At 64.4% G+C, this 18,352-nt stretch carries 17 protein-coding genes; 4 read left to right on the top strand and 13 right to left on the bottom strand.

Going from position 1 to position 18,352, the window contains the following annotated elements:
• Positions 1-92 precede the first annotated feature (92 nt).
• Positions 93-1,265, top strand: coding sequence for an HD-GYP domain-containing protein (locus ACN8M7_RS01665; protein WP_490259548.1), 1,173 nt, complete (start codon positions 93-95; stop codon positions 1,263-1,265).
• A 61-nt stretch (positions 1,266-1,326) separates the two neighbouring features.
• Here the strand turns inward: ACN8M7_RS01665 and ACN8M7_RS01660 are convergent, their stop codons facing one another.
• The 7 genes from ACN8M7_RS01660 to ACN8M7_RS01630 form a co-directional block, all read right to left on the bottom strand.
• Complete coding sequence (locus ACN8M7_RS01660) at positions 1,327-2,298, bottom strand: peptide ABC transporter ATP-binding protein (protein ID WP_061240551.1); 972 nt, start codon at positions 2,296-2,298, stop codon at positions 1,327-1,329.
• Positions 2,298-3,254, bottom strand: a complete 957-nt coding sequence (locus ACN8M7_RS01655) for an ABC transporter ATP-binding protein (protein WP_490259547.1) — start codon at positions 3,252-3,254, stop codon at positions 2,298-2,300. The genes ACN8M7_RS01660 and ACN8M7_RS01655 overlap by 1 nt, the downstream gene beginning before the upstream one ends.
• Before the next feature lie 159 nt (positions 3,255-3,413).
• Entirely contained in the window at positions 3,414-4,316 is a 903-nt protein-coding gene (locus ACN8M7_RS01650) for an ABC transporter permease subunit (protein ID WP_490259546.1), read from the bottom strand.
• 117 nt (positions 4,317-4,433) lie between these two features.
• The gene (locus tag ACN8M7_RS01645; protein WP_061240554.1) at positions 4,434-5,444 is read right to left on the bottom strand and encodes an ABC transporter permease subunit; all 1,011 of its coding nucleotides are present in this window, start codon (positions 5,442-5,444) and stop codon (positions 4,434-4,436) included.
• A gap of 184 nt (positions 5,445-5,628) precedes the next feature.
• Positions 5,629-7,230 (bottom strand): ABC transporter substrate-binding protein, encoded by a 1,602-nt coding sequence (locus tag ACN8M7_RS01640; RefSeq protein ID WP_490259545.1) that lies wholly within the window; start codon positions 7,228-7,230, stop codon positions 5,629-5,631.
• A gap of 41 nt (positions 7,231-7,271) precedes the next feature.
• Positions 7,272-8,870, bottom strand: a complete 1,599-nt coding sequence (locus tag ACN8M7_RS01635) for an ABC transporter substrate-binding protein (protein ID WP_061240703.1) — start codon at positions 8,868-8,870, stop codon at positions 7,272-7,274.
• Positions 8,871-9,091: 221 nt separating this feature from the next.
• Positions 9,092-9,805, bottom strand: a complete 714-nt coding sequence (locus tag ACN8M7_RS01630; RefSeq protein ID WP_061240556.1) for an SIMPL domain-containing protein — start codon at positions 9,803-9,805, stop codon at positions 9,092-9,094.
• A 194-nt stretch (positions 9,806-9,999) separates the two neighbouring features.
• On the opposite strand from ACN8M7_RS01630, the gene ACN8M7_RS01625 reads away from it, so the two are divergent.
• From ACN8M7_RS01625 to ACN8M7_RS01615, 3 genes are all read left to right on the top strand, one after another.
• Complete coding sequence (locus tag ACN8M7_RS01625) at positions 10,000-11,253, top strand: ATP-binding protein (protein ID WP_490259544.1); 1,254 nt, start codon at positions 10,000-10,002, stop codon at positions 11,251-11,253.
• Between the two features lie 15 nt (positions 11,254-11,268).
• Positions 11,269-11,829, top strand: a complete 561-nt coding sequence (locus ACN8M7_RS01620; protein ID WP_061240558.1) for a response regulator transcription factor — start codon at positions 11,269-11,271, stop codon at positions 11,827-11,829.
• A 122-nt stretch (positions 11,830-11,951) separates the two neighbouring features.
• The gene (locus ACN8M7_RS01615; protein WP_061240559.1) at positions 11,952-12,893 is read left to right on the top strand and encodes an AEC family transporter; all 942 of its coding nucleotides are present in this window, start codon (positions 11,952-11,954) and stop codon (positions 12,891-12,893) included.
• 17 nt (positions 12,894-12,910) lie between these two features.
• On the opposite strand, the gene ACN8M7_RS01610 is transcribed toward ACN8M7_RS01615, so the two are convergent.
• The 6 genes from ACN8M7_RS01610 to gatC all read right to left on the bottom strand — a co-directional run bounded on the left by ACN8M7_RS01610 (position 12,911) and on the right by gatC (position 18,278).
• On the bottom strand, positions 12,911-13,294 hold the full coding sequence (locus ACN8M7_RS01610; protein WP_490259543.1) for a carboxymuconolactone decarboxylase family protein: 384 nt from the start codon (positions 13,292-13,294) through the stop codon (positions 12,911-12,913).
• Between the two features lie 2 nt (positions 13,295-13,296).
• The gene (locus ACN8M7_RS01605; RefSeq protein WP_490259542.1) at positions 13,297-14,391 is read right to left on the bottom strand and encodes a calcium/sodium antiporter; all 1,095 of its coding nucleotides are present in this window, start codon (positions 14,389-14,391) and stop codon (positions 13,297-13,299) included.
• A gap of 91 nt (positions 14,392-14,482) precedes the next feature.
• On the bottom strand, positions 14,483-14,902 hold the full coding sequence (locus tag ACN8M7_RS01600; RefSeq protein WP_490259541.1) for a septal ring lytic transglycosylase RlpA family protein: 420 nt from the start codon (positions 14,900-14,902) through the stop codon (positions 14,483-14,485).
• A gap of 62 nt (positions 14,903-14,964) precedes the next feature.
• Positions 14,965-16,413 carry an Asp-tRNA(Asn)/Glu-tRNA(Gln) amidotransferase subunit GatB gene (gene gatB, locus ACN8M7_RS01595; protein WP_490259540.1) on the bottom strand — a complete coding sequence of 483 codons (1,449 nt, stop codon included), beginning with the start codon at positions 16,411-16,413 and terminating at the stop codon, positions 14,965-14,967.
• Between the two features lie 110 nt (positions 16,414-16,523).
• On the bottom strand, positions 16,524-17,975 hold the full coding sequence (gene gatA, locus ACN8M7_RS01590; protein WP_490259539.1) for an Asp-tRNA(Asn)/Glu-tRNA(Gln) amidotransferase subunit GatA: 1,452 nt from the start codon (positions 17,973-17,975) through the stop codon (positions 16,524-16,526).
• Between the two features lie 15 nt (positions 17,976-17,990).
• Positions 17,991-18,278: an Asp-tRNA(Asn)/Glu-tRNA(Gln) amidotransferase subunit GatC gene (gatC, locus tag ACN8M7_RS01585; protein ID WP_024306969.1), complete on the bottom strand. Its 288-nt coding sequence runs from the start codon at positions 18,276-18,278 to the stop codon at positions 17,991-17,993.
• Positions 18,279-18,352 lie beyond the last annotated feature (74 nt).

Below are 18,352 nucleotides of genomic sequence, written 5' to 3'. Positions count from 1 at the left end.
AACCCCTGCCGAGGTCATTTGTATGTCGGCCTGTGCGCGAATGCGGACCAGCGCCTTTAATGATGACTAGGCAGGTGCCGAGGGAGGTCGCCATGCGCGGGATGCTCGATAGGCCGGAGCAGGAGCTGATTCTGGTGGTGGACGATGTGCTGGAGGTGCGCGAGCGCATCGGCGCGCTGTTGGTTGGCCACTACCAGGTGCGTCTGGTAGCCGGCGACGAGGCGCTGGCAGCTGCTCGCGAGGTGCCGCAGCCTGACCTGATACTGCTCGGCTGGCAGGATGACTATGCACTCTGTCGCCAGTTCAAGTATGAAGCGCAGACCCGACATATCCCGCTGATTCTGGTGACCGCCAAGCGCGATGCCATCGACGAACAGATGGGCTTCGATCTCGGCGCCGCCGACTACATCACCAAACCGATCAGCCCTCCCATTGTGCTCGCCCGCGTGCGCGCGCAATTGCAGCTCAAGGCCGCTACCGATTACCTGCGCGACAAGAGCGAGTACCTCGAACTCGAGGTCAAGCGGCGCACCCGCGATATCCAGCGGTTGCAGGACGTCACCATCGAGGCCATGGCCAGCGTTGCCGTCATGCGTGACAACCCGAGCAGCCGGCGTCTGCAGCGCATCGAACGCTACATGACCTGTCTCGCCGCCGCACTGGGGCGGCAGCAGCCAGCGTTATCTGAGTACCTGAGCGAAGAGCGCATCGCCCAGTTGGGCAAGTCGGCCATGCTGCACGTGATCGACCGCCTGACCCTGCCGGATCGTGTGTTGCTCAGCCATGGCGAGCCGGACGAAAACGATCTGCGTCTGCTGAGCGAGGGGGTGATCGCCGGGCGCGATGCGCTCGAACGTGCAGAGCGCAAGCTGGGCAGCATCACCGACTTCCTGTCCGACGCCAAGGACATCGTCTATGGCCAGCACGAGCGCTGGGACGGCAAGGGCTACCCGCAGGGATTGGTCGGCGAGCAGATTCCCCTGTCGGCGCGCCTGATGGCGCTGGTCGGGCATTTCGAGGAACTGACTTGCCTGCATCCTTACTTGCCGCTTATCAGCCCCGCTCAGGCGGTGGCGAGGATCAGCGCTGCCAGTGGCACTCGGTTCGATCCGCTGGTGGTGCTGGCGTTCGTCGAGGCGACGCCCGAGTTCCTGCGTATCGCCGAAACCCTGGCCGATGACGCCGCCGCAGTCGGTGTCGAGCTGCAGCGGCTGGAGGATTCGCTGGCCGAGAACATAGAACTGACCCTGCCGCCGACATCATGACAGGGCGCCGGCCGGTGGCCGCTGCGCCCTGCGCAGCGCGAGGTGACGGATACGCCGCTACCTACGCACTGATCCGCTCCACATGGTGGCAGGCCACCTGCCGCGCATCGATCAATCTCAGCTGCGGGCGCTCGCCACGGCAGCGCTCGTCGGCATATGGGCAGCGCTTGTGGAAGGCGCAGCCCGACGGCGGATCCAGGGGGTTGGGCAACTCACCGCTGATCTTCACCCGTGGCTTGTCCGGATCGGGATGGATCGCCGGCGTCGCCGATAGCAGTGCGCGGGTGTAAGGATGCAGCGGACGACTGTAGAGCGCTTCGGCCGGGCCGATCTCCGCCGGGCGGCCGAGGTACATCACCAGCACGTCGTCGGCGACGTGGCGCACCACCGAGAGATTGTGCGAGATGAACACGTAGCCGGTGTCGAACTGCTCCTGCAGATCCATGAACAGGTTGAGCACCTGCGCCTGGATCGACACGTCCAGCGCCGAGGTCGGCTCGTCCGCTACCAGTACCTTGGGTTGCAGCATCATGGCGCGGGCCAGGGCGATGCGCTGGCGCTGGCCGCCGGAGAACATGTGCGGGTAGCGCTGGTAATGCTCGGGGCGCAGGCCCACCTGCTGCATCATCGCCTGCACTTTCTCGCGGCGTTCGCTGCGTGACAGGTCGGTGTTGATCAGCAGTGGCTCGGCCAACTGGTCGCCGATCTTCTGTCGCGGGTTGAGCGAAGCGTAGGGATTCTGAAACACCATCTGCACGTCGCGGCGCAGTTGCCGGCGTTCGCTATTGCTGGCGCCGGCCACTTCGCGACCGGCGATCTGCAGGGAACCTGCGCTGGGCTCTTCGATCAGGGTCAGGGCGCGGGCCAGGGTGGACTTGCCGCAGCCGGACTCGCCGACCACCGCCAGGGTCCGGCCAGCCTGCAGGTTGAAGGACACGCCATTGAGTGCCTGCACCGTGGCCGCCGGTTTGAACAGGCCGCGCGAAACGCTGTAGTGACGGGTCAGCTCATGGGCTTCGAGTACGGTACTCATCAGGCCACCTCCAGGGGGAAGAAGCAGCGCGCCGCGCCACGGTCATGTGGTTCCAGGGTCGGGCGCTGCTGGTGGCAACGCTCCTGCACGTAAGGGCAGCGCGGCGACAGCAGGCAGCCCAGCGGGCGGTCGTAACGACCGGGCACGATGCCGGGCAGGGTGGAAAGGCGGCTGGCGCCTGCGCTGTGTTCCGGAATGGCCTTGAGCAGTGCTTCGGTGTAAGGGTGGCTGGGGGCGTCGAACAGGGTCGGGATGCTCCCGAGTTCGACCGCCTGCCCGGCATACATCACGCACACACGCTGGGCGGTTTCGGCGACCACGGCCAGGTCATGGGTGATCAGCACCAGGGCCATGCCCTCATCGCGCTGCAGGTCCAGTAGCAGCTCCATGATCTGCGCCTGGATGGTTACGTCCAGAGCGGTGGTCGGTTCGTCGGCGATCAACAGCTTGGGTTCGGCGGCAATCGCCATGGCGATCGCCACACGCTGGCTCATGCCACCGGAAAGCTGGTGCGGATAGGCGTTCAGGCGGCTGGCGGCGCCGGGAATTTCCACCCGTTCCAGCAGCTCCAGCGCGCGTGCGCGCGCCGCCTTGCCTTTCAGGCCGAGATGCTGACGGAGTACTTCCTCGATCTGGAAACCCACGGTGTAGCTCGGGTTGAGCGCGGTCATCGGGTCCTGGAAGACCATCGCCAGATCCTTGCCGACGATGTGTCGGCGCTGACGGCCCTTCAGGCGCAGCATGTCGGTGCCGTCGAACTGCATGCAGTCGGCATGGACGATGCCGGGGGCGTCGATCAGGCCCATCAGCGCCATCATGGTCACCGACTTGCCCGAGCCCGATTCGCCGACGATGGCCAGCACTTCGCCCTTGTCCACGCTGAGGTCGAGGCCATCGACCACCGGCATGGACGAGCCGAAGCGTACCGATAGATTGCTGATATTCAGCAGGCTCATGGGCGTGCCTCCTGTCGTACGTTCATGGTGGATGAGAAGAGCGTCATCCACCCTACGGAGTGGCGGGGTGTTGGCATCGCAGCAGACTCAAGGGGCGCGGTGCGCGCCGAGAATGCTGCGGATTGCATCCGGACTATGCGGTTACTCATTCCGGGTTCCTCACTGCGCATTCTTGAGTTTCGGGTCGAGGGCGTCACGCAGGCCGTCGCCCATCAGGTTGATCGCCAGCACGCTGAGCAGGATGGCCAGGCCGGGCAGGCTCACCACCCACCAGGCGCGCTCGATGTAGTCGCGCGCCGAGGCCAGCATGGTGCCCCACTCGGGCGTCGGCGGTTGCACGCCGAGGCCGAGAAAGCCCAGCGCGGCGGCGTCGAGAATCGCCGAGGAGAAGCTCAGGGTGGCCTGCACGATCAGCGGCGCCATGCAGTTGGGCAGCACGGTGACGAACATCAGCCGGGGCAGGCTGGCGCCGGCCAGTTTCGCAGCGGTGACGTAGTCGCGGTTCAGCTCGCCCATCACCGCCGCACGGGTCAGGCGCACGTAAGACGGCAGCGAGACGATGGCGATGGCGAAGATGGTGTTGATCAGCCCTGGGCCGAGGATGGCGACGATGGCTACCGCCAGCAGCAGCGACGGCAGGGCCAGCATCACGTCCATCAGGCGCATGACGCTGGGGCCGAGCAGGCGCGGGAAGAAACCGGCGACCAGGCCCAGAAGAATGCCGGGGATCAGCGACATCAGCACCGAGGCCAGGCCGATCAGCAGCGACAGGCGCGCGCCGTGGATCAGGCGCGAGAGCAGGTCGCGGCCCAGTTCATCGGTGCCGAGCAGGAACTGCCACTGGCCACCTTCGAGCCAGACGGGCGGGGTGAGGAGGAAGTCGCGGTACTGCTCGCTGGGATTGTGCGGTGCGATCCAGGGCGCGAACAGCGCGCAGAACACCAGCAGGATCATGAACGCCAGGCCGCCGAGGGCGCCGGTATTTTGCGCGAAGGCCTGCCAGAACTCTTTGAGCGGCGACGGGTAGAGCAGGCTCTGGTCGAGTGAGGTTGCAGTGTTCATGGGCGCACCTCGGTTAGGGTGGGCGACGCTGCAGCCATCGACTGAGGTGCTGTCACGGTGGATGAAAAGAGCGTCATCCACCCTACGTGATCGTTGTGGCTATGCATGGCGCCTTCCTTACTTCTGATGACGAATGCGTGGATTGGCCAGGCCATAGAGGATGTCCACGATGAAGTTGACCAGGATCACCAGGCAGGCGATCAGCAGGATGCCGTTCTGCACCACCGGGTAGTCGCGCGCGCCGATGGCTTCGATCAGCCATTTGCCGATGCCCGGCCAGGAGAAGATGGTTTCGGTCAGCACCGCACCGGCGAGCAGGGCGCCGACCTGCAGGCCGAATACCGTCAGCACCGGGATCAGCGCGTTGCGCAGGCCATGCACGAAGACTACCCGTGCTGGCGACAGGCCCTTGGCCCGCGCCGTGCGGATGTAGTCCTCGCGCAGCACTTCGAGCATGGCCGAGCGGGTCATGCGCGCAATCACCGCCAGCGGAATGGTGCCAAGCACGATGGCCGGCAGGATCAGGTGACGCAGGGCATCGACGAAGGCGCCTTGCTCATCGCTGAGCAGGGTGTCGATCAGCATGAAACCGGTGACCGGCGGGATGTCGTAGAGCAGGTCGATACGCCCGGACACCGGCGTCCAGCCCAGCCCCACCGAGAAGAACATGATCAGCAGCAGGCCCCACCAGAAGATCGGCATCGAATAGCCGGTGAGGGCAATGCTCATCACGCCATGGTCGAGCAGTGAGCCACGTTTGAGCGCCGCGACCACGCCGGCGATCAGCCCCAGGGTGCCGGCGAACAGCAGCGCGGCCAAGGCCAGCTCGACGGTGGCCGGAAACAGGGTAAGAAACTCCTTCCACACGCTCTCGCGCGAGCGCAGCGATTCGCCCAGGTTGCCCTGGGCGAGTTGGCCGATGTAGTCGAAGTATTGCGCATACAGCGGCTTGTTCAGGCCCAGGCGCTCCATGGCCTCGGCGTGCATTTGCGGGTCGACGCGGCGCTCACCCATCATCACTTCCACCGGGTCGCCGGGGATCAGGCGGATCAGCGCGAAGGTCAGCAAGGTGACGCCGAAGAAGGTGGGGATCAAAAGCCCCAGGCGTCTGGCGATGAATGACAGCATCAGGCGGTTTTACTCCATGACGGTATGTAGTCACCGGACTGCATGGCCCGGTGTTGTTTTGGATAGTGCGTAGCCCGGATGCAATCCGGGGCATTCGAGCAGTGGCAGGTGCGTTGTGGGAGGCGCTTCAGCGGCGACAGGTTCGCGGCTAAATCCCCTCCCACAAAAGCTTGGCGCGGACGGCTCATGGCAGCTTCACCCGGGTGAAGTTGTTCGAACCCAGCGGGCTGAGCACGAAGCCCTCGACGCCTTTGCGCAGCGCAACGAACTGCTTCGGGTGAGCCAGGGCGATCCACGGCGCCTGCTCATGGAAGATCGCCAGGGCCTGGCGGTACAAGGCGGCCCGCTTGCTCTGCTCGGGCTCGCGGCGGGCCTGGGTGATCAGCTCATCGAAGGCCTTGTCGCACCAGCCCGCCTGGTTCTCGCCGCTTTCGGCGGCGGCGCAGGACAGGTTCGGGGTGAGGAAGTTGTCCGGGTCGCCGTTGTCGCCGGCCCAGCCCATGAACACCAGGTCGTGCTCGCCATTCTTGGCGCGCTTGATCAGCTCACCCCATTCGAACACGCGGATGTCGCTGTGAATGCCGATGGCGGCGAGGTCGGCCTGCAGCATCTGCGCGCCGATCCCCGGGTTGGGATTGGTCGGCCCACCGCCAGGACGGGTCCAGATCGACAGCTTGAAGCCGTCGGCATGGCCAGCCTCGGCCAGCAACTGGCGTGCGCGTTCGGGGTCATGCGGCCAATCTTTCAGCGTTGCGTCGTGGCCCCACAGGGTGGCCGGGTAGGGCGCCACGGCTGGCGTGGCATTGCCTTCACCGAACTGCGCACGAATGTAGGCAGCCTTGTCGAACGCCAGGTTCAATGCCTGGCGCACGCGCACGTCGTCCAGCGGTGGATGGCGGGTGTTGATGCCGATATAGGCGGTCAGCAGCGAATCCAGTTCCAGCACCTGCAGACTGGCGTCGGCCTTGAGCGCCGGGATATCCACCGGGCGTGGGAACAGGGTGATCTGGCAGTCGCCAGCCTTGAGCCGTTGCTGGCGCACGTTGGGTTCGGGGGTGATGGCCAGCACCAGGCGCTTGATCGCCGGGGCGCCGTTCCAGTAATCGGGGTTGCCGCGAAAACGCACCTGGGCGTCCTTGGCATAACGCTCGAAGATGAATGGGCCGGTGCCGATGGGCTCGTTGTTGAGCCGCTCCGGTGCGCCTGCAGCGAGCAGGTGAGCGGCGTATTCGGCCGAATAGATGGAGGCAAAACCCATGGCCAGGTTGGCCAGGAAGGGCGCCTCCGGGTGTTTGAGGACGAAGCGCACGTGCTGATCGTCGAGCTTTTCCACGCGCTCGATCAGTTGCGCCAGGCCCATCGCCTCGGCATAGGGGAAGCCGCGCAGCGACAGCCTGTGCCAGGGGTGAGCCGGGTCGAGCTGGCGCTGGAAACTCCACAGCACGTCGTCGGCGTTGAACTCGCGAGTGGGGGTGAAACTCCCGCTGCTGTGGAATTTTACCCCTTGGCGCAGGGTGAAGGTGTACGTCAGGCCGTCATCGCTGATGTCCCAGCTCTGCGCCAGGGCAGGCACGACCTGCGTGCTGCCGGGGGCGAAGTCCACCAGACGCTCGAACAGGGTTTCGGCGCTGGCGTCGGCCGTGGTCGCCGCCGTGTACTGGACGATATCGAAACCTTCCGGGCTGGCTTCGGTGCACACCACCAGGCTGTCGCTGGCCGCCAGCACATGGCCGGTAAATAGCGCGGCCAGCACCAGGCTGGCACGCACATAATGCAGGGTTTGCATGGGAACTCCTCAAGACGGCGCCCTTGCGGGCGCCGCCTGCATCACTTGCCGATGCTCACACCATAGAAGGAGTTCAGAGCGAACGGGCTGATGCGGAAGTCGTGCACTTCCTTGCGCATCGGCTGGTACACGGTGGAGTGTGCCAGCGGGGTGATCGGTACCTCACGCTTGAGGATCACCTGCGCCTGCTTGTACAGCTCGGTGCGCTCGGCCACGTCGGTGGTGCGCTTGGCGGCCTTGACCAGCTTGTCGTAGTCCTCGAAGCACCACTTGGAGAAGTTGTTGCCGTCGACCGCATCGCAGCCATACAGGGTGCCCAGCCAGTTGTCCGGGTCACCGTTGTCGCCGCTCCAGCCGATCAGCATGGCGTCGTGTTCGCCGGCCTTGGCACGCTTGAGGTACTCGCCCCACTCGTAGCTGACGATGCGCGCCTTGATGCCGATCTTGGCCCAGTCGGCCTGCAGCATCTCGGCGATCTGCTTGGCGTTGGGGTTGTACGGGCGCTGCACCGGCATGGCCCACAGGGTGATCTCGGTGCCTTCCTTGACACCGGCCTGCTTGAGCAGGGCCTTGGCTTTCTCGGGGTCGAAGGCGGGGTCCTTGATGTCCTCGTTGTACGACCATTGGGTCGGCGGCATGCCGTTGACGGCCAACTGCCCGGCATTCTGGTACACGGCGTTGAGGATCGCCTGCTTGTTCACCGCCATGTCCAGCGCCTGGCGCACTTCCAGCTTGTCGAACGGCGGGTGGGTGACGTTGTAGGCGATGTAGCCGACGTTGAAGCCCGCCTGCTCGGGCATCTGCAGGTTGGGATCCTTCTGCAGCGACTCGATGTCCGCCGGGCGCGGGAACAGGGTGACGTGGCATTCGCCGGCCTTGAGCTTCTGCATGCGCACGGAGGAGTCGGTGTTGATGGCGAAGATCAGGTTGTCGATCTTCACGTCATCGGGCTTCCAGTAGTCCTTGTTGCCCTTGTAGCGGATCACCGCATCCTTCTGGTAACGGCTGAACACGAAGGGGCCGGTGCCGATGGGCTTCTGGTTGATGTCGGCGGCCTTGCCGGCCTTGAGCAACTGGTCGGCGTACTCGGCGGACTGGATCGAGGCGAAGCTCATCGCCAGGTTCTGCACGAACGCGGCGTCGACCTGGTTGAGGGTGAAGCGCACCGTCATGTCATCGAGCTTTTCCAGCTTGGCAATGTTGCTGTCCATGCCCATGTCGGTGAAGTAGGGGAACTCGGTGGGGTAGGCCTTGCGGAACGGGTGGTCCTTGTCGAGCATCCGCTCGAAGGTGAACAGCACGTCGTCGGCGTCGAATTCGCGGCTGGGCTTGAAGTATTCGGTGGTGTGGAACTTCACTCCGGGACGCAGCTTGAAGGTGTAGACCAGGCCGTCATCGGAGACCGTCCAGCTTTCGGCCAGGCCAGGCTCGACCTTGGTGCCGCCGCGCTCGAACTGGGTCAGACGATTGAAAACGGTTTCCGCTGCTGCGTCGAAATCGGTACCGGTGGTGTACAGGCCCGGGTCGAAACCGGCGGGGCTGCCCTCGGAGCAGAACACCAGATTGGCGGCGCTGGCGAGGGGGGCGCTGGCGATCAGCCCAGCAGTGAGCAAAGCCTGGATAATGGCGTTCTTGCGCATCATGACCTCATCGTTGTTGTGTTTTTTGTCGAGGAGCCCCTTATGGGGGCCTCTTTCCAAGCTATGCAGGGCATGTGCCTGAGGCAAGTGCGTTGTCGCTGGAAACAGGGTTAGCGCTACAGTGCTATAAGCGGCTGTCGCATTTCTGAAAATTTGCGGGGAAAAGATGGCGAAACGCCGTTATCTGTTGATAACGGCGTTGCTTCGTTGCGGGGCAGGCGTCAGGGCATCTGCACTTCGATGACGCCATCGGCGCTGACGGTCACCTGGCTGGTGCCGGCTTCGATTTGTGGCGTGGGGGCCGAATCCATCATCGCCATGCCCTTGGCCTCGAAGTTGCGCATGGCCATCGGCGGTTGGAAACCACCGGTGTTGAGGCTCAGGCTGACCAACTTGTAGTCCTTGCCACCGAGCGCTTCGGTGGCCAGCTGGGCGCGTGCCTTGAAGGCATTTACGGCGTCCTTGAGCATGGCGTCTTCGCGCGTCTTGCGGGTGTCGGTGGCAATGCTGAAGTCCATGCCGCCGATCTTCATCTTCTGCAGCAGCTCACCGGTCAGCGAGGACAGGCGCGCAAAGTCGGCGCTTTCCAGGCGTACCTCGGCACGCTCGCGCCAGGCGGTGATCTTCTGGCCCTTGTCGTCATAGACCGGATAGCTGTGGCGGCTGCCCAGTTTCACCGAGACGCCGCGCACCTTGCGCACCTGTTCCAGGGTCTGGTTCAGGGTGTTGGTGATTTCCGCCGCCAGTTTGGCCGGGTCGCCATTTTGCGACTCGGTGTAGAGGGTGACGTGCATCAGGTCATGAGCGACCTCCTGGTTTACTTCCGCGCGCAGGGAAATCTGGTTGTAGCGCGCGTCGTCGGCCAGCAGTCCGGTGCTGGCCAGGCTAGCGATGGTCAGGGCGAGGGCGGAGGCGATACGAGGCATGGTGAGCATGTGCAGTTCCTTTTTCAGTGGCCTTGATGGCCGTTTCCCGAGGTTAGACGAAGGCAGGTGACCATTCGGGTTAAACCCGGTTCAAAAATTTCACCGGCGGTTGTTCAGGCCATCAAAGGTGTGCGTCCGGTTGCCGCAGCGGCGTAAGGCCGCGACAGCCTTGGTTATACTCGCCGCCATCAACTGGAGTCGCCATGCTCGAACCCGTGCAGTTACTTTCCGCCAGTCGCCAGAATCTGTGGCGCCTGACGCTTATCCGCATTCTGGTGCTGGCTGCTCAGGCCGGCTCGGTTGGGCTCGCCTACAAGTCGGGCGTGCTGCCGCTGCCCTGGTTGCAACTGTCGGTGACCCTCGGCGTGTCGCTTCTGCTGTGCCTGGGCACGGCGCTGCGCCTGCGTGGTCCCTGGCCGGTCACCGAGGTCGAATATGCCGTGCAGCTGGGTTGCGACCTGATCGTCCACAGCGTGCTGCTGTACTACTCGGGCGGTTCGACCAACCCCTTCGTGTCCTATTACCTGGTGCCGCTGACGATCGCCGCAGCGACGCTGCCCTGGATGTTCACCATCGTGCTCTCCGGCCTGGCGCTGGCAGGCTACACCCTGCTGCTGGTGTGGACCCATCCGCTGGAGTTGCCGGCGGCGCGCGAGAGCCTGCTGGTCTACGGCATGTGGCTGAGCTTTGCCCTGTCCGCTGCGCTGATTACCTTCTTCGTGGCCAAGATGGCCGAGGAGTTGCGTCGTCAGGATGAGCTACGGGCTGAGCGTCGTGAGGAGAGTCTGCGCGACCAGCAGCTGTTGGCCGTGGCCACCCAGGCTGCCGGCGCAGCTCATGAGCTGGGCACGCCGCTGGGCACCATGAGCGTGCTGCTCAAGGAGCTGCGCCAGGAGTACCGCGAAAAGCCGGCCCTGCAGGACGATCTGGCCCTGCTGCAGGAGCAGGTGAAGCTGTGCAAGTTCACCCTGCAGCAACTGGTGCGCGCCGCCGAGAACGACCGACGTCAGGCGGTGATCGAGCAGTCCTGCGTCGAATGGCTGGAAACCACCCTCAATCGCTGGCACCTGATGCGCCCCGAGGCCAGCTATCGCTATCAGTGCCTGGGGCGCGGCACGCCGCCACGTATCATGCCGCCGGCCGATCTCACCCAGGCGCTGCTGAACCTGCTCAACAACGCCGCCGATGCCTGCCCGGACAAACTCGACATCCGGCTGGACTGGGATCACCAGTGGCTGCGTTTGAGCATCCGCGATCATGGTGCCGGTGTGCCGCTGGCCATCGCCGAGCAGCTGGGCCGCCCGTTCTTCACCACCAAGGGCAAGGGTTTCGGCCTGGGGCTGTTCCTCAGCCAGGCCAGCGTGACGCGTGCCGGTGGCACGGTTAAGTTGTATAACCATGAAGAGGGCGGCACCCTCACCGAATTGAAGTTGCCGCGTGCCTATGGCGTGGCCTGATTAGGAAAACCCAGCATGAGCGAAGAACCCCTGTTCGAAGGCGAAGAGCAGCCCCACCTGCTGCTGGTGGACGATGACAGCACTTTCACCCGGGTCATGGCGCGTGCCATGAGTCGCCGCGGCCTGCGTGTGTCCACCGCGTCCAGCGCGGAAGAAGGCCTCGCCTTGGCCAAGGACGACTTGCCGGATTACGCCGTGGTCGATTTGAAGATGGAGGGCGATTCCGGCCTGGTGCTGCTGCCCAAACTGTTGGAGCTGGACGCCGAGATGCGTGTGGTGATCCTGACCGGATACTCCAGCATCGCTACCGCCGTCGAGGCGATCAAGCGAGGCGCGGCCAACTACCTGTGCAAGCCGGCTGACGCCGATGACGTGCTGACCGCATTGCTCTCCGAACATGCTGACCTCGACAGCCTGGTGCCGGAAAACCCGATGTCGGTTGATCGCCTGCAGTGGGAGCATATTCAGCGCGTGCTGGCCGAACATGAGGGCAACATCTCTGCGACGGCCCGCGCTCTGGGCATGCACCGCCGAACCCTGCAGCGCAAGCTGCAGAAGCGCCCGGTTCGCCGCTGAATCTCTGCGCGGGGCTTTGTCGCAGCCGACAGAAGCCCCGCACTTGACCCGCCTGCTTTGCCCGTAGCCGGGAAATGCTTAGCCAGCTAACATAGGTCGTCAGACAACCTGCTGGTGTCGCCATGTTCGCCGTCGCTGCACAAACCCTCGCCATCACCGCGCCCGTATTCGCCATGCTGTTTCTCGGTGTGGCACTCAAGCGTGTGCGCTGGATCGATACGCCCTTCATCGATACCGCATCGAGCCTGGTGTTTCGCGGCACCATGCCTACCCTGCTGTTTCTTGGCGTGGTCAAGGCCGACCTGGATTCGGCCATGCAGCCGCAGCTGCTCAGCTACTTCTTTCTGGCCACCGTGGCTTCGTTCTTCGTCGCCTGGGCCTGGGCGATCTGGCGCGTGCCGTTCGAAGATCGCGGCATCTACACCCAGGGCGCCTTTCGCGGCAACAACGGTATCGTCGGTCTGGCTCTGGCCACCAGCCTGTACGGCGACTACGGCCTGTCGGTCGGCTCGTTGCTCGCCGCCTTGGTGATCCTTTGCTACAACGCGCTCTCGGCTGTGGTGCTGGCCATCTACAGCCCGGGGGTGAAGCCTGGTGCCAAAGCCATCGCGCGCAGCATCGTGACCAACCCGATGATCATTGGCGTGCTGCTGGCGGTTCCGGTTGCCTACTGGAAAATCCCGCTGCCGCAGTGGTTTCTCACCTCGGCTGAGTACTTCGCGCAGATGACGCTGCCGCTGGCACTGATCTGCATCGGTGGCACGCTGAGCCTGGCGTCGCTGCGGCGCAGCAGCGGCACGGCGATCGGCTCGGGCATGATGAAAATGATCTGGTTGCCGCTGCTGAGCACCTCTGGCGCCTGGCTATTGGGCTTTCGCGGTGCGGATCTGGCGATCCTGTTTCTGTACTTCGCCAGCCCGACCGCGGCAGCCAGCTTCGTCATGGCCCGCGCGGTAGGGGCCAACCATGAGCTGGCGGCGGCGATCATCGTCATCACCACCCTGGCGGCCGTGGTCACCACCAACATCGGCCTGCTGTTGCTGCAATGGGGCGGCTGGATCTAGGACCGCCGCCCCAGGCTTCATTCGCTCTGGCTCTGATACTCGTCGATCACTTCCTGGGCTGCGCGGAAGGCCTGCATGCACGCCGGTGCACCGGCGTACACCGCGCAGTGCAGCAGGGTTTCGCGGATTTCCTCGACGGTGCAGCCATTGTTCAGGGCCCCGCGCACATGGCCTTTGAGTTCATGCGGGCACTTGAGGGCCGTCAGCGCCGCCAGGGTAATCAGGCTGCGGGTCGCGCGCGGCAAGCCGTCGCGCGTCCACACGCCGCCCCAGGCATGCTCGTTGATGAAGGCCTGCATTGGCTGGCTGAATTCGGGGGCTTCGTTCAGGGCGCGGTCGACGAATGCCTCGCCCATCACCTCACGGCGTACCTGCAAGCCGCTCTCGTGGTTATCGCTCATGTTCAGGCCTCCTGGCCGTGTTGTTTGCGCCAGGCGCGCACGCCGATGATCACCAGGGTGATGGCGGTCAGTGGCAGGGCGTAGCCGATCATTGCGTCACCGAAGCTCTGCGCCAGCGGGCGACCAGTGCTGAACAGCACCAGATAGAGGGTGTAGGCCACGTAGTAGGCGAGAAACAGCAGGCCTTCCCAGCGATTGATGCGGTAGCCGCTGAAGAAGATCGGTAGGCAGGCCACGGCCACCGCGATCATCACCGGGAAGTCGAAGGCCAGCGCATTGGCCGCTACCGGGATGACGGTTGGCGATACCAGCGAAGCCAGGCCCAGCACGCAGAGCAGGTTGAAGATGTTGCTGCCGACGATATTGCCGACGGCGATATCGCGCTCACCCTTGAAGGCCGCGATGATCGAGGTGGCCAGCTCCGGCAGCGAGGTGCCGATGGCGATGACGGTCAGGCCGATAACCAGCTCCGACAGACCCAGCGCACGCGCCAGTTGTACGGCGCCTTCGACCAGAAAGTTGGAGCCCGCCACCAGCAGGACCAGGCCGGCGATGACCAGGCCCAGGTTGATCGCCCAGGCGTAGGGCTTGGGTTGCTCGTCGAGGCCGAATTCCTTGGCGAACTCGTCATCGCCACCCCCCTTGTCCTTGCGCGAGCTGTAGATCAGGAAACCGGTGTAGCTCAGTACGCCGGCGAACAGCAGGGCACCGTCGAGGCGGCTCAAGGCGCCATCCGAGGCCAGTGCATAAACCACCAGGCTGGCGCCGATCATGATCGGCACGTCGAGACGGATCAGCTGGCGCGAGACGATCAGTGGCGCGACCAGGGCGGTCACGCCGAGGATCAGCAGGACGTTGGCGATGTTGCTGCCGATGACGTTACCGATGGCCAGGTCGCCGCTGCCGTTGAACGCCGATTGCACGCTGACTGCGGTTTCCGGCGCGCTGGTGCCGAAGGCTACGACAGTCAGGCCGATTACCAGAGGCGGAATGCCGAACTGTGCGGCCAGTTTGGCGGCACCGCGCACCAGCACTTCGGCGCCGGCGACCAGCAGCACCAGGCCGGCGATCAGGTAGACATAGGTCATCAGGGTCATTGCAAGGTAGCTCCAGAAAAAGTGCGGCTAGTGTAGCGATGGCATTCCTGCCTGCCAGGGGCGTCGGAAAGATTTTGTTGCCAATTGTTCCTCAGTCCAGCGCCTCGACTCGAACCGGCACCACACCTGCGCGCAGCATGTCCAGGCGCACGGCGGCGGCGCGCGAGACGTCGATGACGCGGCCGCGCACGAAGGGGCCGCGATCGTTGATGCGCAGCACCACGCTGCGGTCATTGTTCAGGTTGGTCACCCGCACCCGCGTACCGAAGGGCAGGGTGCGATGCGCGGCGGTCAGTGCGTTCTGATCGAAACGCTCGCCGCTGGCGGTGCGCTTGCCGTGGTGCGCCTGGCCGTAATAGGAGGCCTTGCCGGTCTCGCTGCCGCCGCCACCGCCGAAGGTGGAGCAACCACCGAGCAGGGCGAGCGCGCCGAACAGAGCAAACACCGGCAGCCCGGAGGCAATTCGGGGCGTTGCAGATTCGCGGATTGCATCCAGGCTACGGCTAATCATCGCGGGTTCTCCAGATAGAAAGACGCCGGGCAAGCCCGGCGTCGTTTCGTTGGCTCGAGGTTTCAGCCTTCGAGCTTCTTCTTCAGCAGTTCGTTCACTTGCCCCGGGTTGGCCTTGCCCTTGGAGGCTTTCATGGCCTGACCAACGAAGAAACCGAACATCTTGCCGCGCTTGGCTTCATCGCTGGCGCGGTATTGCTCGACCTGCTCTGCGTTGGCGGCCAGCACTTCGTCGAGCATCTTCTCGATGGCACCGGAGTCGGTGACCTGCTTGAGGCCCTTCTTCTCGATCACTTCATCAGCCGTCGCACCTTCACCGGCAGCCAGGGCTTCGAAGACCATCTTGGCGATCTTGCCGCTGATGGTGTTGTCCTTGATGCGCAGGATCATGCCGCCCAGTTGCTCGGCAGACACTGGCGACTGCTCGATCTCCAGGTTGTCCTTGTTGAGCAGGCTGGACAGCTCGCCCATCACCCAGTTGGCCGCCAGTTTGGCGTCGCCACACACGGCATTGACTGCCTCGAAGTAGTCGGCCAGTTCGCGGCTCGCGGACAGGACGCTGGCATCGTAGGTGGACAGGCCGAACTGGCTCTCGAAACGCTCGCGCTTCTGCGGCGGCAGCTCGGGCAGGCCGGCGCGCAGCTCGTCGAGGAAGCTGCGTTCGATGACCACCGGCAGCAGGTCAGGGCAGGGGAAGTAACGGTAGTCGTTGGCTTCTTCCTTGCTGCGCATGGAGCGGGTCTGATCCTTGTTCGGATCGTACAGGCGGGTTTCCTGCACCACCTTGCCGCCGTCCTCGATCAGCTCGATCTGGCGCTGCACTTCATGGTTGATGGCTTTTTCGATGAAACGGAACGAGTTGACGTTCTTGATCTCGGCGCGCGTGCCGAACTCGGCCTGGCCCTTCGGGCGTACCGAGACGTTGCAGTCGCAACGCAGCGAGCCTTCGGCCATGTTGCCGTCGCAGATGCCCAGGTAACGCACCAGCGCGTGGATCGCCTTCACATAGGCCACGGCTTCCTTGGCCGAACGAATGTCCGGTTCGGAGACGATCTCCAGCAGCGGCGTGCCGGCGCGGTTGAGGTCGATGCCGCTCATGCCCTGGAAGTCTTCGTGCAGGCTCTTGCCGGCGTCTTCTTCCAGGTGCGCACGGGTGATGCCGATGCGCTTGACGGTGCCGTCTTCCAGGGTGATGTCGAGGAAGCCCTTGCCGACGATGGGGTGATCCATCTGGCTGGTCTGGTAGCCCTTGGGCAGGTCCGGGTAGAAGTAGTTCTTGCGCGCGAAAACGTTACGCTCGGCGATCTCGGCGTCGATGGCCAGGCCGAACTGGCAGGCCATGCGCACGGCTTCGGCGTTGAGCACCGGCAGGGTGCCGGGCATGCCGAGGTCGACCAGGCTGGCCTGGGTGTTGGGCTCGGCGCCGAAGGTGGTGGCGCTGGCCGAGAAAATCTTCGATTGGGTGCTGAGCTGAGCGTGAATCTCGAGCCCGATGACGGTTTCCCATTGCATGTTTAGTGTTCCTCGATCCTGTATGGCATGGGCAAGCCCTCTCCCGGCGCTACGCGCCACCCTCTCCCATGAATGGGAGAGGGGAAAAGGCCGCATGGCTGCGCCATGGCCTAGAAGCTGCTCGGTGCTTGTTTGTGCCAGTCGCTGAACTGCTGGTACTGGTGCGCGATGTTGAGCAGACGACCTTCCTGGAAGTAGTTGCCGAGCAACTGCACGCCCACCGGCAGGCCATCGACGAAGCCGGCCGGCATCGACAGGCCGGGGATGCCGGCCAGGTTGGCGGTGATGGTGTAGATGTCTTCCAGGTAGGCGGATACCGGGTCGGCGTTCTTCTCGCCGAGTTTCCAGGCCAGGTTCGGCGTGGTCGGGCCGAGGATCACGTCGACGTCCTTGAAGGCGGCGACGAAGTCGTTCTTGATCAGCCGGCGGATCTGCTGGGCCTTGATGTAGTAGGCATCGTAATAACCAGCCGACAGCGCGTAGGTGCCGACCATGATGCGGCGCTTGACCTCGGCACCGAAGCCTTCGCCACGCGAGCGCTTGTACAGGTCCTGCAGGTCTTTCGGGTTTTCGCAGCGGTAGCCGAAGCGCACGCCGTCGAAACGCGACAGGTTGGAGCTGGCCTCGGCCGGCGCGATCACGTAGTAGGCGGGGATCGCATGCTGCATGTTCGGCAGCGAGATGTCTTTGACGGTGGCGCCGAGCTTTTTCAGCTCCTCGACCACGGCCATGATTTTCTCGCCGATGCGCGCGTCCAGGCCGGCGCCGAAGTATTCCTTGGGCAGGCCGATGCGCAGGCCGGCCAGCGGCTGAGCCAGCGCTGCCAGGTAATCATCGACCGGCTGGTCGACGCTGGTGGAATCCTTGGCGTCGAAGCCGGCCATGGCGCCGAGCAGCAGGGCGCAGTCCTCGGCGGTACGGGCCAGCGGGCCGCCCTGATCGAGACTGGAAGCGTAGGCGATCATGCCCCAACGCGAGACGCGGCCGTAGGTGGGCTTGATGCCGGTGAGGTTGGTCAGCGCGGCCGGCTGGCGGATCGAGCCGCCGGTGTCGGTGCCGGTGGCGGCCGGAATCAGCCGCGCGGCCACGGCTGCAGCGGAACCGCCCGAGGAGCCGCCAGGTACCCGGCTGGTGTCCCAGGGGTTCTTCACCGGGCCGTAGTGGCTGGACTCGTTGGCCGAACCCATGGCGAACTCGTCCATGTTCAGCTTGCCGAGGCTGACGGTGCCGGCGCTCTTGAGCTTGTCGACCACGGTGGCGTCGTAGGGCGCCTTGAAGCCGGTGAGGATCTTCGAGCCGCAGCTGGTCAGCACGCCCTGGGTGCAGAACAGGTCCTTGTGGGCGATCGGTGCGCCGAGCAGCGGGCTGCTTTCGCCAGCGGCGCGGCGCGCGTCGGCGGCCTTGGCCTGCTCCAGGGCCTGCTCGGCGGTGACGGTGATGAAGCTGTTGAGCTGCGGGTCGAGCTGTTCGATGCGGCTCAGCAGACTCTGGGTCAGCTCGGCAGATGAGAATTGCTTGTCGGCGAGTGCGCGGGCGATCTCGGCCAGGGTCATGTGATGCATGGCGGAAGGCTTTCCTTACTCGATGACTTTGGGAACCAGGTACAGGCCACTTTCGACGGCCGGGGCGATGGCCTGATAGGCATCGCGCTGGTTGCTCTCGTTGACCACGTCGGCGCGCAGGCGCTGGGTCGCTTCCAGCGGGTGAGCCAGGGGCTCGATGCCCTGGGTGTCGACGGCCTGCATCTGGTCGATCAGGCCGAGGATGTTGTTCAGGGTCTCGGTGGTTTGCGGAATATCGCCTTCGTTCAGACCCAGGCGGGCCAGGTGGGCGATTTTTTCCACCTCGGAGCGTTCAAGCGCCATCGGGGGTTCTCCAGTGGAAGTGTGACAGAGAGGGCATGGGTGAGCGGCTGCAGGGAACGGATGTCGCGAGCCAG

This window comes from Pseudomonas spartinae (assembly GCF_965197125.1).
Classification (GTDB): domain Bacteria; phylum Pseudomonadota; class Gammaproteobacteria; order Pseudomonadales; family Pseudomonadaceae; genus Aquipseudomonas; species Aquipseudomonas composti_A.
Note: the sequence above shows the minus strand (reverse complement) of the source record. Positions and strands in the feature narration are given on the sequence as shown.

What these genes read in the sequence shown, in the direction of transcription:
- gatA (WP_490259539.1), bottom strand. Translation starts at nt 17,975, where the DNA reads ATGCATCACATGACCCTGGCCGAGATCGCCCGCGCACTCGCCGACAAG.
- ACN8M7_RS01610 (WP_490259543.1), bottom strand. Translation starts at nt 13,294, where the DNA reads ATGAGCGATAACCACGAGAGCGGCTTGCAGGTACGCCGTGAGGTGATG.
- ACN8M7_RS01640 (WP_490259545.1), bottom strand. Translation starts at nt 7,230, where the DNA reads ATGCAAACCCTGCATTATGTGCGTGCCAGCCTGGTGCTGGCCGCGCTA.
- ACN8M7_RS01635 (WP_061240703.1), bottom strand. Translation starts at nt 8,870, where the DNA reads ATGCGCAAGAACGCCATTATCCAGGCTTTGCTCACTGCTGGGCTGATC.
- gatC (WP_024306969.1), bottom strand. Translation starts at nt 18,278, where the DNA reads ATGGCGCTTGAACGCTCCGAGGTGGAAAAAATCGCCCACCTGGCCCGC.
- ACN8M7_RS01655 (WP_490259547.1), bottom strand. Translation starts at nt 3,254, where the DNA reads ATGAGCCTGCTGAATATCAGCAATCTATCGGTACGCTTCGGCTCGTCC.
- ACN8M7_RS01645 (WP_061240554.1), bottom strand. Translation starts at nt 5,444, where the DNA reads ATGCTGTCATTCATCGCCAGACGCCTGGGGCTTTTGATCCCCACCTTC.
- ACN8M7_RS01620 (WP_061240558.1), top strand. Translation starts at nt 11,269, where the DNA reads ATGAGCGAAGAACCCCTGTTCGAAGGCGAAGAGCAGCCCCACCTGCTG.
- ACN8M7_RS01660 (WP_061240551.1), bottom strand. Translation starts at nt 2,298, where the DNA reads ATGAGTACCGTACTCGAAGCCCATGAGCTGACCCGTCACTACAGCGTT.
- ACN8M7_RS01615 (WP_061240559.1), top strand. Translation starts at nt 11,952, where the DNA reads ATGTTCGCCGTCGCTGCACAAACCCTCGCCATCACCGCGCCCGTATTC.
- ACN8M7_RS01605 (WP_490259542.1), bottom strand. Translation starts at nt 14,391, where the DNA reads ATGACCCTGATGACCTATGTCTACCTGATCGCCGGCCTGGTGCTGCTG.
- gatB (WP_490259540.1), bottom strand. Translation starts at nt 16,413, where the DNA reads ATGCAATGGGAAACCGTCATCGGGCTCGAGATTCACGCTCAGCTCAGC.
- ACN8M7_RS01650 (WP_490259546.1), bottom strand. Translation starts at nt 4,316, where the DNA reads ATGAACACTGCAACCTCACTCGACCAGAGCCTGCTCTACCCGTCGCCG.
- ACN8M7_RS01600 (WP_490259541.1), bottom strand. Translation starts at nt 14,902, where the DNA reads ATGATTAGCCGTAGCCTGGATGCAATCCGCGAATCTGCAACGCCCCGA.
- ACN8M7_RS01665 (WP_490259548.1), top strand. Translation starts at nt 93, where the DNA reads ATGCGCGGGATGCTCGATAGGCCGGAGCAGGAGCTGATTCTGGTGGTG.
- ACN8M7_RS01630 (WP_061240556.1), bottom strand. Translation starts at nt 9,805, where the DNA reads ATGCTCACCATGCCTCGTATCGCCTCCGCCCTCGCCCTGACCATCGCT.
- ACN8M7_RS01625 (WP_490259544.1), top strand. Translation starts at nt 10,000, where the DNA reads ATGCTCGAACCCGTGCAGTTACTTTCCGCCAGTCGCCAGAATCTGTGG.